The organism is Pseudomonas sp. NLJ1, assembly GCF_049486705.1.
GTDB classification, from domain to species: domain Bacteria; phylum Pseudomonadota; class Gammaproteobacteria; order Pseudomonadales; family Pseudomonadaceae; genus Aquipseudomonas; species Aquipseudomonas inefficax.
On the sequence record NZ_CP137735.1, the window covers coordinates 1415848 to 1428640 of the forward strand.

The following is a 12793-nucleotide window of genomic DNA, read 5'->3' on the forward strand; positions in this document are numbered from 1 at the left end:
GTCACAACGGCGCTTGCTGCCGTGGCCAGTTCAGGCTGAAGCAGGCACCGCCCAGCGCGGCGCTGCGCCCCACCGTGGCCCGGCCCGCGTGCCAGTAGATGATCCGCCGCACAATCGAAAGGCCCAGGCCATGCCCGCCCGAGGCGCGTGTACGGCTGTCGTCGAGGCGAGTGAACGGTGTGAAAATACGGTCCCAGACACCCTCGGGTATCCCCGGGCCGTCATCCTCCACATCGATGCGGCAGCGTTGCTGCCCCAACTGGTAGCTCAGGCGCACCTCGGCCTCGGCATGGCGCATGGCGTTGCCCACCAGGTTCTGCAGGGCCCGGTGCAGGTAGCGCGGCTCGGCCTCGACCCAGGCGCCTTCGCCATCGGCACCCTGGCACTCACCGCGCACAACCCGTACCTCGGCACGCAGCGGCGCGAGCTCTTCGATCACGCGGTCGAGCAAGGCATCCAGGTCGACACGCTCGAACTTCAGCGCCGGTGCGCCCTGCTCCAGGCGGGCGTAAGTGAGCATCTCGTCGACCAACTTGTCGAGGTCCTGGATATCGCCGTCCATGCCCGCCAGGTGCTTGGCCCGAGCCTGCTCGGTGGTGGCACTTTCGATCATCTCCAGGCCAAAGCGCAGGCGTGCCACCGGCGTGCGCAGCTCATGGGAAACCGCCCGCACCAGCTCGCGCTGCATGGTCAGCGAGCGTTGCAGGTGCTCGGCCATGCCATTGAAAGCCGCGGCCAGGCGCCCCACCGAGTCGGCATCGTCGGCCGGCACACGGGTATCCAGGCTGCCCTGGGCGATGCGCGTAGCGGCAATCTCCAGGCCCGACACGCGCCGCTCCAGTTGGCGTACCAGCAGGTAGACCACCAAGCCGATCAGGCACAGGCCAAGAAAGGTGATCAGGATCAGCAACTGCGGCGGATAGGGGTTGAGCTGGTGCAGCGGGCCGATTTCCAGCACCCACGGCGAACCAGCCAGCCCGGCGAACACGCGGATCGAGTCACCATCCTTGCCCAGGGCCATGACCGTGTCGCCTTCCTCGACCCGGCGCCGCTGGTCATCATCCAGGCTCACCCGCTCGATGCGCTGCAGGGCCACGCCAAAGCCGAAGCCCTTTTCTTTCTTGATCTGTGCCAGGCGCTGTTGCTGTTCGGTCACCGGATAGCGCACCAGTTCGTCGGCCAGCAGATAGAGGGTGGCCCGCGCCAGTTGCTCGCTGATCTGTTTGATCTGCGCTACCAGCATCAGGTCTTGCTGGCCGACCTTGCGCAACACCTGGGCTGCATGCGGGCCGGTCTTCTCCACCACCACCAGGCCGCGGTACAGGCGCGCCCGCTGGCCGCCATCGAGTGTGCGCGCAGTCATCGGTTGCAGCGCCAGCGGCACACCGAGCAGGCGCTCCCAGATCAGCAGCGAGCGCTTGCGCTCGGTGTCGTTCTGCAGCGCCAGGTTGTCGGCCATCAGGCTGAACGTACCCTGGGCCAGGCCCTCGCGGTGCTGCGCGGCACGCACTTCGTTGACCAGGTGCAGGCTGAGCACCCCGAGCAGGGCCACCAGCACCAGCACTGCCAGCATGCCGCCATAGATGCGCAGGAAGATCGAGTTGTTCATGGGGCTTCGCCGACGAACAGGTAGCCCTTGCTGCGCAGGGTCTTGATCAGCCTTGGCTGGAGCGGGTCGTCGCCGATCTTTGGGCGGATCCTGGAGATGCGTATGTCGATGGAGCGGTCCTGGCCGTCGTAGCCGACGCCACGCAGCGCGGTAAAGATCTGCTCGCGCGTCAGCACCCGCCCGGCGTTGCTGGCCAGCAGCCAGAGCAGGTCGAATTCGGCGCCGGTCAGCTCGATCAGCTGTTCGCCCAGGCGCGCCTCGCGCAGGCGATTGTCGATGCGCAGCGCGCCGAAGGCCAGGTCCTGGCGCTTGCTGTCCGGTGCTTCGCTGCGGCGCAGCAGGGCCTGAATGCGTGCCAGCAGCAGGCGTGGGCGTACGGGTTTGCAGACATAGTCATCGGCCCCCAGGTCCAGGCCCTGGACCTGGTCCAGTTCATCGCTGCGGGCGGTCAGCATGAGGATCGGGCCCGGGTACTGGCTGCGCACCCGGCGGCAGATGCTCAGGCCGTCCTCGCCGGGCAGCATCAGGTCGAGAATGACCAGGTCGGGCTGGCTGTCGACGATGCGCCGCGCGGCGCGAGCGCCATCGCCTTCGACGCTGACTTCGTAGCCGTTGGCCTGCAGGTACTCGGCGGTGAGCTCGGCCAGGCGCTGGTCGTCTTCGACGATGAGGATGCGGGGTGCGGGGTGGTCCATGGCTTTGGCCTTTGTTTGTTGTTTTTCTGTGGCCTGTACCGGCCCCTTCGCGGGCTCGCCCGCTCCCACAAGGACCGCACCGCTTTCAAGGCTTGCACAGTACCTGTGGGAGCGGGCGTGCCCGCGAAGAGGCCAGTGCAGGAAACATGACCCGTTAACCAAAAGGCAACATCTGCTTCGGATACTACGTCCCGCCCCCGGCACTGCCAAGCCGCCCGGCAGCCCCTCGACTGAACCGTTTTTTGTGATAGGGTTCGCGCCCGAAAAATTCTGCCCAGGGGCAGCAGGACGCAGAAAAATACTGCAAACCACTTGGCACAAGGCCTACAGCGAATACCCACCATTCACTCACAAAGTACGCACAAGTTATCCACAGGGGCTCCGCCTTGCAAAGCCCCCGATACCGCATTATCTTGTATCCCGATCGCAGCGAACCACTAGATATAGGGGTTCGTGCAAAATCACACACAAAAGTCAACCCGCAAAATCAAGCGATTTTCCGGGTGAACTTCAAGTGATTCCAGCAGCCAAACCGCTCCTGCGGAGGCGACCGAGGCAAGCCCTTCCAGGGCCTTGTTCGGGTATGGGTGCTACAGGCCAGGCCTGGCATCCATCAGCAACAGTTTTTGGGCCCGGCCCAGAACCTTTGACTTCGGCCAGGGAGCGGCGAGCCAATTGCCCTTATTCCTGAGTCTGTCCCGAAGTTGGTACGCCCGCGCGGGCGGATGCGCATGCATTGCCCATCCCCGCCAGGCCATCGAGCAAGTGGACGGAACGGTGGGCGCCCAAAAGGCGCCTGAACAATATAGAAACTGTGGAGACACCCACCCATGCAAACCGACACAACTCGCGAGAACCCGCAGGCCAAGGTGCCGCAGGCCGCCGATTCCAACCAGGATCTGGCCGCCACCGCTCCCGGCCAACTGCGTGTGATCAAGCGTAACGGCACTGTCGTCCCCTATACCGACGACAAGATCACCGTGGCCATCACCAAGGCGTTCCTCGCAGTTGAAGGCGGCACCGCCGCTGCTTCGTCGCGCATCCACGACACCGTCGCGCGCCTGACCGAGCAGGTCACCGCCACGTTCAAGCGTCGCATGCCATCGGGTGGCACCATCCACATCGAAGAAATCCAGGACCAGGTCGAACTGGCCCTGATGCGCGCCGGCGAGCAGAAAGTCGCCCGTGACTACGTGATCTATCGCGACCAGCGTGCCAAGGAGCGTGCTACCCGCAGCAACGCCGACGCCGTGGTCGAGCCGCACCCGAGCATCCGCATCACCCTGGCCGACGGCAGCCTGGCGCCGCTCGACATGGCCCGCCTGAACACCATCATCAGCGAAGCCTGTGAAGGCCTGGCCGAAGTCGACGGCGAGCTGATCCAGCGCGAAACCCTGAAGAACCTGTACGACGGCGTGGCCATCAAGGACGTCAACACCGCCCTGGTGATGACCGCCCGTACCCTGGTCGAGCGCGAGCCGAACTACTCGTTCGTCACCGCCCGCCTGCTGATGGACACCCTGCGCGCCGAAGGCCTGGGCTTCCTGAACGTGGCCGAGAGCGCCACCCACCACGAAATGGCCGACCTGTACGCCAAGGCCCTGCCGGCCTACGTCGACAAAGGCGTCGAGTTCGAGCTGCTGGACCCGGCCCTGAAAGGCTACGATCTGGAGCGTCTGGGCAAGGCCATCGACCACGAGCGTGACCAGCAATTCACCTACCTGGGCCTGCAGACCCTGTACGACCGCTACTTCATCCACAAGGATGGCGTGCGCTTCGAGCTGCCACAGGTATTCTTCATGCGTGTGGCCATGGGCCTGGCGCTGGAAGAGAAAGACAAGGAAGCCCGTGCGATCGAGTTCTACAATCTGTTGTCGTCCTTCGACTACATGGCCTCGACCCCGACCCTGTTCAACGCCGGCACCCTGCGCCCGCAGCTGTCCAGCTGCTACCTGACCACCGTGCCGGACGACCTGTCGGGCATCTACCACGCGATCCACGACAACGCCATGCTGTCGAAATTCGCCGGTGGCCTGGGCAACGACTGGACCCCTGTGCGTGCACTGGGCTCCTACATCAAGGGCACCAACGGCAAATCCCAGGGCGTGGTTCCGTTCCTGAAAGTGGTCAACGACACCGCCGTTGCCGTCAACCAGGGTGGCAAGCGCAAGGGCGCCGTGTGTGCCTACCTGGAAACCTGGCACCTGGACATCGAAGAGTTCATCGAGCTGCGCAAGAACACCGGTGATGACCGTCGTCGTACCCACGACATGAACACCGCCAACTGGATCCCTGACCTGTTCATGAAGCGTGTCTTCGATGACGGCAAGTGGACCCTGTTCTCGCCTTCGGAAGTGCCAGACCTGCACGACCTGACCGGCAAGGCCTTCGAAGAGCGCTACGAGTACTACGAAGCCCTGACCGAGTACAACAAGATCAAGGTGTTCAAGACCATCCAGGCCAAAGACCTGTGGCGCAAGATGCTGTCGATGCTGTTCGAGACCGGCCACCCATGGCTGACCTTCAAAGACCCGTGCAACCTGCGTTCGCCGCAGCAGCACGTGGGCGTGGTCCACAGCTCGAACCTGTGCACCGAGATTACCCTGAACACCAACAAGGACGAGATCGCGGTCTGCAACCTGGGCTCGATCAACCTGCCGAACCACATCGTCGACGGCAAGCTGGACACCGCCAAGCTGCAACGCACCGTGAACACCGCCGTGCGCATGCTCGACAACGTGATCGACATCAACTACTACTCGGTGCCGCAAGCGCGTAACTCGAACTTCAAGCACCGCCCGGTCGGCCTGGGCATCATGGGCTTCCAGGATGCGCTGTACCTGCAGCACATTCCGTACGGCTCCGATGCTGCGGTCGAGTTCGCCGACAAGTCGATGGAAGCGGTCAGCTTCTACGCCATCCAGGCGTCCTGCGACCTGGCTGACGAGCGCGGTGCGTACGAGACCTTCCAGGGTTCGCTGTGGTCCAAGGGCATCCTGCCGCTGGATTCGCAACAGATCCTGATCGAGGCCCGTGGCGCCAAGTACATCGACGTCAACCTGGAAGAGTCCCTGGACTGGGCCCCGGTGCGCGAGCGCGTCAAGAAAGGTATTCGCAACTCGAACATCATGGCCATCGCGCCGACCGCGACCATCGCCAACATCACCGGCGTTTCGCAGTCCATCGAGCCGACCTACCAAAACCTGTACGTGAAATCGAACCTGTCGGGCGAGTTCACCGTGATCAACCCGTACCTGGTCCGCGACCTGAAGGCCCGTGGCCTGTGGGACTCGGTCATGATCAACGACCTGAAGTACTACGACGGTTCGGTGCAGCAGATCGAGCGTATCCCGCAAGAGCTGAAGGACCTGTACGCCACCGCGTTCGAAGTCGAGACCAAGTGGATCGTCGATGCCGCCTCGCGTCGCCAGAAGTGGATCGACCAGGCCCAGTCGCTGAACCTGTACATCGCCGGCGCTTCGGGCAAGAAGCTGGACGTGACCTACCGCATGGCCTGGTACCGTGGTCTGAAGACCACCTACTACCTCCGTGCCCTGGCTGCGACCAGCACCGAGAAGTCGACCATCAACACCGGCAAGCTCAACGCCGTTTCCAGCGGTGGCGACAGCGCCCCGGTCCAGGCAGCCGGCCCTGCGCCAGTGCCGAAGGCCTGCGCGATCGACGAGCCTGACTGCGAAGCCTGCCAGTAAGGCTTGGCTGAGGCTTCCCCCGGGAAGCCTCTTTTCCGTGTAGCCATACGGAACCCTGTGGGAGCGGGTTTACCCGCGAAGAGGCCGGCACTGCCGCCTCCTGCCCCACAGCCAAACACAATAGGCCCGGGCGCCAATGCCCAGGCCAGCCCCTCAAAGGGCACTCAGAATTGCGTGCACTGCTGTACCCCATCCGGGGCCAAAGCAACGCAACCAAGATCCACCGGCCATACTTCACAGATGGCCCTCAAGCAGGAGAATCTCACCATGCTGAGCTGGGACGAATTCGATAAAGAAGACGGCGAAGTAGCCGCCAAAGGCAACACCCCTGCGCAGGCCACTGCCGCCGCCACCCTCGACAAGCTCGACAGCGCCGGTGGTGCCGCCGCCCTGGAAGCCCGTGCCGCCACCGCCGACGACTCCGACGCCGTCAAGCGCGCCAAGGCTGCCCTGAACGACCTCGACATCGCCGAAGGCCTGGCCGAGCTGGAAGGCTCCGGCGCCCGCGTGCGTGTTGACGAAAAGCGCATGATCAACTGCCGCGCCGACCTCAACCAGCTGGTACCGTTCAAGTACGACTGGGCCTGGCAGAAGTACCTGGACGGCTGCGCCAACCACTGGATGCCGCAAGAGGTCAACATGACCGCCGACATCGCCCTGTGGAAGAGCATGGACGGCCTGACCGAGGACGAGCGCCGCATCGTCATGCGCAACCTCGGCTTCTTCTCCACCGCCGACTCGCTGGTAGCCAACAACCTGGCCCTGGCCGTGTACCGCCTGATCACCAACCCGGAGTGCCGCCAGTACATCCTGCGCCAGGCCTTCGAAGAGGCGATCCACACCCACGCCTACCAGTACTGCATCGAGTCGCTGGGCATGGATGAAGGCGAGATCTTCAACATGTACCACGAGATCCCGTCGGTCGCGAAGAAAGCCGCCTGGGGCCTGAAGTACACCCGCGCCATCTCCGATCCGGAATTCAACACCGGCACCGTCGAAACCGACAAAGAGCTGCTGCGCAACCTGATCGCTTACTACTGCGTGCTGGAAGGCATCTTCTTCTACTGCGGCTTCACCCAGATCCTGTCCATGGGCCGCCGCAACAAGATGACCGGCGTCGCCGAGCAGTTCCAGTACATCCTGCGTGACGAGTCGATGCACCTGAACTTCGGTATCGACGTGATCAACCAGATCAAGATCGAGAACCCGCACCTGTGGGACGCGGCGATGAAGGAAGAAGCGACCCAGATGATCCTGCAAGGGACCCAGCTGGAGATCGAATACGCCCGTGACACCATGCCACGCGGGGTACTGGGCATGAACGCGGCGATGATGGAGGACTACCTCAAGTTCATCGCCAACCGTCGCCTGACCCAGATTGGCCTGAAGGAAGAGTACCCGGGGACCACCAACCCGTTCCCGTGGATGAGCGAGATCATGGACTTGAAGAAGGAGAAGAACTTCTTTGAGACGCGTGTGATCGAGTATCAGACTGGTGGGGCGTTGAGCTGGGATTGATCGTCCGGGCTGAGCATCGAGAAGGCTGCCGATTGGCAGCCTTTTTTATTGGCAGGGGAATGGCAGAACAGGAAGCATCCTACAACTTTTACCGTTGTCACTTTGAACGCATAGCGATAACGTTTCATGGCGCTTAAGAACGCTCACGCAGCGGAACCCCGTTCCCGTTAGCAACGGCTCTCCAATATCAGGATGGCCAAACATGGACAGTCTCAATACACCTACCCTCTTCTTTCGCCACAACCGTCCTCTTCACACCCTTTGGCTCGAGTCCCAAGCCTGGTTTTGCGCCCACGAACTCGGCCGGCTGAGCGGGCACTTCTTCGATGAGCACTGCATGCGCAAGCTCGACCCGGACCAGTACCGCACGGTGCAGCTGCGGCGCTATGGCAAGTACCAGGAAACCACCATGGTCAGCGAATCCGGGGCCTATACCTTGTTGGCACATCACCATGTGCCGGAGAACCGGCATTTGCGCTGGTGGTTGACGCATGAGGTGGTGGCGGTGCTGCGTGATGGGCAGACGGACGGGGTTGAGGATGCGCCGCGGCTGGGGCAGATGTGCTGGCCTGGGGGGCGGACGGCGACGTTGTTGTATTGGCAGAGTGAGCCTTGGGTGAGGATGCGGGAGATGCCGGTAGTGCTGGCTGGGGAGGTGGAACAGCTACCGCAGGTGGAGAAGCGGAAGTTGAGTTGGCGGGAGTGTGCGCAGCGAGCGCTGCGGTTGCATGGGGTTTAACCAGCGCGTTTGCCTGCGCGGGCCTCTTCGCGGGTGAACCCGCTCCCACAGGGGGCTTAGTCTGCTGGAATGACTTGGTTAGTCAGTAAAGTGCGGTATATAGGGCTGGAGAGCAGCCCATCGCCGGCAAGCCATGCGCAGCACCAGTGGGAGCTGGCTTGCCGGCGATGGGCCGCAAAGCGGCCCTAATCTGTATGCCCCACTGGCATGTGGAGTTACCCGCGAACACCGGCAATGCCGGTGCCATGTACCGCGTCGTATTCTTCGCGGACATGCCCGCTCCCACAAAGGCCGCGTCTCGCTTGTGATACGGCCAGGGCCCTTCCGCATGACTGCTGTAAGGTTTTGACTCAACCCAGTCAGCAGAAACCTCACTAATGGCCTTCAGGTTACTTGCAGGGGCTATTACACTGACGGATATCCAATTCATGCGTCTGACCAGACCAGGAAAACCTATGGCAACCTTGAGCGAAAACCAGCTTAGCGACGAGACTATTGAGAATCTGGAAAATCAGATTCCGGAGATGGCCGCAGCTGCCACACGCCTTGCATATTTCCGGGCTGTCGCAGCAGGACATACGGTCGTCACCGTCGCCAACAATCACATCATCGCAACCCACGCTGACGGGCATGTTGAAGTGCTTGCCGAGACCAAGCCAGGCCGAAAGGTGAAGACCGGGCAGCGCTTCACCGTGCGAAAGCTCAGTGGGCGCGCCTAAGCTTCGCGTTTTTGCCGGGCCCAATGGGTCGGGTAAAAGCACCATCAAAGATCAGGTCCCACCTCGACTGATCAACCTCTACGTCAATGCCGATGAACTGGAAAAATCAGCCAAATCGACTGGCTACATCGACCTGAATGACTATGGTCTTGAGCTTACGTTGGAGGCTCTGCGTTCGTATCTCAGCCAGCACCCACTGATGATAAAGGCAGGGCTACAGAAGGACGTAGAACGGGTAGCCCTCGATGGTCGAAGAATCGACCTCCGAGCAGTAGACATCAATTCTTACCATGCTGCAGTGGTTGCGGACTTTATCCGTCATCATTTGCTCGACCGTAGGATCAGCTTCACATTCGAGACAGTGATGTCTTCATCGGAAAAGGTTAGGTTCATGGAGGCAGCCCAGAAGCTGGGCTACCGAACTTACCTGTATTTCGTGGCCACAAATTCACCGGAGATCAATATTCTTCGGGTGGCCAACAGGGTCGAAGATGGCGGCCATGATGTCCCGAAAGACAAAATTACCCAACGTTACGACCGTACACTCTCACTGCTTCCCGAAGCCATTTCCGCAGCGAACCGGGCGTACATTTTTGATAATTCCGGCGATGAGTCTGTTTTCTTGGCAGAAATTACTGACGGTGCCACGTTGGAGTTTCATCAGAACGACATGCCGGACTGGTTCATCAATGCCTACCTGAGTCAGGTTTGGGAACCATGAGTTAAGCCCAACGGTAGAACACCCAGCTTTATTCCCTTGCGCAATATCGGTGTGAGCGGCCATCGCCGGGGCCGCTTTGCGGCCCTTTCGCGACGCAAGGCCGCTCCTACACGGGATCGCGTATCACTGGGAATTTGTGTGGCAGTTGCCGGCAAGAATCCGCCAGGGCCTTGAACGAAAAAAGCGCAATGGGCGCTTTTTCAAGGGGTTAGTAAAACAGCGGGGGCCAGGGAGCGCTCGATCTCATCCGGTCAGGCGCGCCATAAAAAAGGGGCCCCGCCCACGCCGACAAGGGGGTACGGCATCAACGAGGATGCCGGGACTGGACATGCCAGTCTAAGTGGTCGAGGGCGAGGCCTGATTTGAAGATAGCGCAGGGGAGCAGCGCGGTCCACTGTCAGGTAGGGTTGATTTGTTTACCTGCAAAGCAGTTGTCATCGTATCTCTTTACAGAGTGCGCGATAGAGCCTCTACGCGTTAATTTACGGGGATCTTGCCTTTAATCACCAGGCCATTATGCGTTGACAGTCCCTCTCACCCTTGCTAATAATCGCCCCTAGTTGTACGACAACACATAACAAAAACAACAATCAGTGGACGAACCCATGTCGACACTCATCCCGCTGCACCCACATCTGTCTCTTCCCACGGTCTGCTGGCGTACCCCCTCGAGTACCTAGCGCCCGGTTACTGCGCATTCACCCCTGGCCCTGACCGGCCCGTTACTTACCCGCCCCTGCCGCAGGCCGCTTGCGCGTGCCCGGTGGACGGGCTGCCATACCCTTCGGGAGCATAACAATAATGAAGATCTGCCATACCTTGCCCTTCGCGCTGCTTGGCGCCGGGGTTATCGCCGGCTTGCCAGGTACCAGCCTGGCGGCGGGTTTTGTCGAGGACAGCAAGGCCACCCTCGGCCTGCGCAACTTCTACATCAACCGCAACTTCACCAACCAGAGCAACCCGCAAAGCAAGGCCGAGGAATGGACGCAAAGCTTCATCCTCGACGCCCGTTCGGGGTTCACCGAGGGGCCGATCGGCTTCGGCGTGGATGTGCTGGGGCTGTGGTCGGTCAAGCTGGATGGCGGTGGCGGTACCTACGGCACGGCGTTGTTGCCGCGCCATGACGATGGCAAGCCGGCCGATGACTATGGGCGCCTGGCAGTGGCGGGCAAGGCACGCATCTCCAGAACAGAACTGAAGATCGGTGAGTGGATGCCGGTGCTTCCGATTCTGCGCTCGGACGACGGGCGTTCGTTGCCACAGACGTTCCGTGGCGGGCAGGTCACGTCCAACGAGATTGCCGGGCTGACCTTGTATGGCGGGCAGTTCCGCGGCAACAGCCCGCGCAACGACGCCAGCATGGACGACATGAGCTACGCCGGTGGCGTGTCGGACCGCTTCAACTTTGTTGGTGGCGAGTACAAGTTCAATCAGGACCGCACCCTGGTCGGGCTGTGGAATGCGGCGCTGAAGGATGTGTACCAGCAACAGTACCTGCAACTGAGCCACAGTCAGCCGGTGGGTGGCTGGACCCTGGGCGCCAACCTGGGCTACTTCAATGGCGATGACGATGGCGCCAGACGCGCTGGCGAGCTGGACAACAAGACTTACTCGGGAATGTTCTCGGCCAAGTACGGTGGCAGCACCTTCTGGGTCGGGCTGCAGAAAGTCGATGGCGATACCTGGATGCGGGTCAACGGCACCAGTGGCGGCACCCTGGCCAACGACAGTTACAACTCCAGCTTCGACAACGCCAACGAGCGCTCGTGGCAGCTGCGCCATGACTTCAACTTCGTCACCGTCGGGGTGCCGGGGCTGACCTTGATGAACCGCTATATCAGCGGGCGCGATGTGCACAGCGGGGTGGTGACTGATGGCAAGGAGTGGGTGCGTGAGACGGAACTGGCGTATGTGATCCAGAGCGGGGCGTTCAAGGATTTGAGTGTGAAATGGCGCAATTCCTCGATTCGTCGGGATTACAGCAATAACGAGTTTGATGAGAACCGGTTGATCTTCAACTATCCGTTGTCGTTGCTGTAACCAAGGGCGAGGCGAACGCGATCCCTGTGGGAGCGGGCATGCCCGCGAAGCCGGCAACTCGGTGCATGGCACCGGCTACGCCGGTGTTCGCGGGCGCGCCCGCTCCCACAAGAGACCGCGTAACCCGTCGAGGGCTGTGCATGCCTCATTGACAACCACCAGAACCACCGCCAATATTCACCGCAGTCATACGACAACCTACAACAACTTACAACAAGAGCTGGCCATGACCACTACTCCCCTCAATCGCCTGCTGCTCACTGGAGCCGCAGGCGGCCTGGGCAAGGTCCTTCGCGAACGCCTGCAAGGCTACGCCGAAGTCCTGCGCCTTTCTGACATCAGCCCCATGGCACCTGCCGCAGGTCCGCATGAAGAGGTCATCACCTGCGACCTGGCCGACAAGGCTGCAGTACATGCCTTGGTCGAAGGCGTGGACGCCATCATCCATTTCGGCGGCGTGTCCACCGAGCACTCCTTCGAAGAGATCCTCGGCCCTAACATCTGCGGCGTGTTCCACATCTACGAGGCAGCACGCAAGCATGGCGTGAAACGCATCATCTTCGCCAGTTCCAACCACACCATCGGTTTCTACCGCCAGGATGAGCGCATCGACGCCCATTCACCACGCCGCCCGGACAGCTATTACGGGCTGTCCAAGTGCTACGGCGAGGATGTTGCCAGCTTCTACTTCGACCGCTACGGCATCGAGACCGTCAGCATCCGCATTGGCTCGTCGTTCCCGCAACCACAGAACCGGCGGATGCTTTGCACCTGGCTGAGCTATGACGACCTGGTGCAACTGATCGAGCGCGGGCTGTTCACGCCCGACGTTGGCCACACCATCGTCTACGGCGCCTCCGACAACCGCACCGTGTGGTGGGACAACCGCCATGCCGAGCACCTGGGCTACGTGCCAAAGGACAGCTCCGAACCCTTCCGCGCCGCCGTGGAAGCCCAGCCGGCGCTCGCTGCCGACGACCCGAGCATGGTCTATCAGGGCGGTGCCTTCGCCGTGGCCGGCCCGTTCAACTGACCTTGGGGG

The 12793-nt window shown here is 61.6% G+C and carries 9 protein-coding genes; 7 read left to right on the forward strand and 2 right to left on the reverse strand.

The genetic code is table 11. From position 1 onward, the window contains the following. Position 1 precedes the first annotated feature (1 nt). Both R9B85_RS06310 and R9B85_RS06315 read right to left on the reverse strand, forming a co-directional pair. On the reverse strand, positions 2 to 1609 hold the full coding sequence (locus R9B85_RS06310; protein ID WP_112253464.1) for an ATP-binding protein: 1608 nt from the start codon (positions 1607 to 1609) through the stop codon (positions 2 to 4). Next, positions 1606 to 2304, reverse strand: a complete 699-nt coding sequence (locus R9B85_RS06315) for a response regulator transcription factor (RefSeq protein ID WP_085590720.1) — start codon at positions 2302 to 2304, stop codon at positions 1606 to 1608. Before R9B85_RS06315 ends, R9B85_RS06310 begins: the two co-directional genes overlap by 4 nt. Positions 2305 to 3134: 830 nt before the next feature. Here R9B85_RS06315 and R9B85_RS06320 point away from each other — a divergent pair. From R9B85_RS06320 to R9B85_RS06350, 7 genes are all read left to right on the forward strand, one after another. Beyond that, positions 3135 to 6014, forward strand: coding sequence for a ribonucleoside-diphosphate reductase subunit alpha (locus R9B85_RS06320; RefSeq protein WP_112253463.1), 2880 nt, complete (start codon positions 3135 to 3137; stop codon positions 6012 to 6014). A gap of 267 nt (positions 6015 to 6281) precedes the next feature. Beyond that, positions 6282 to 7532: a ribonucleotide-diphosphate reductase subunit beta gene (locus tag R9B85_RS06325; protein ID WP_112253462.1), complete on the forward strand. Its 1251-nt coding sequence runs from the start codon at positions 6282 to 6284 to the stop codon at positions 7530 to 7532. A 202-nt stretch (positions 7533 to 7734) separates the two neighbouring features. Further along, entirely contained in the window at positions 7735 to 8271 is a 537-nt protein-coding gene (locus R9B85_RS06330) for a BRO-N domain-containing protein (protein WP_423770905.1), read from the forward strand. Between the two features lie 455 nt (positions 8272 to 8726). Then, entirely contained in the window at positions 8727 to 8990 is a 264-nt protein-coding gene (locus tag R9B85_RS06335; protein ID WP_423770906.1) for a hypothetical protein, read from the forward strand. Further along, a complete protein-coding gene (locus R9B85_RS06340) occupies positions 8977 to 9711 on the forward strand; it encodes a zeta toxin family protein (RefSeq protein WP_423770907.1) in 735 nt (244 codons plus the stop codon). Before R9B85_RS06335 ends, R9B85_RS06340 begins: the two co-directional genes overlap by 14 nt. Positions 9712 to 10512: 801 nt before the next feature. After that, the gene (locus R9B85_RS06345) at positions 10513 to 11751 is read left to right on the forward strand and encodes an OprD family porin (protein WP_423770908.1); all 1239 of its coding nucleotides are present in this window, start codon (positions 10513 to 10515) and stop codon (positions 11749 to 11751) included. A gap of 226 nt (positions 11752 to 11977) precedes the next feature. After that, on the forward strand, positions 11978 to 12784 hold the full coding sequence (locus R9B85_RS06350) for an NAD-dependent epimerase/dehydratase family protein (RefSeq protein ID WP_112253459.1): 807 nt from the start codon (positions 11978 to 11980) through the stop codon (positions 12782 to 12784). Positions 12785 to 12793 lie beyond the last annotated feature (9 nt).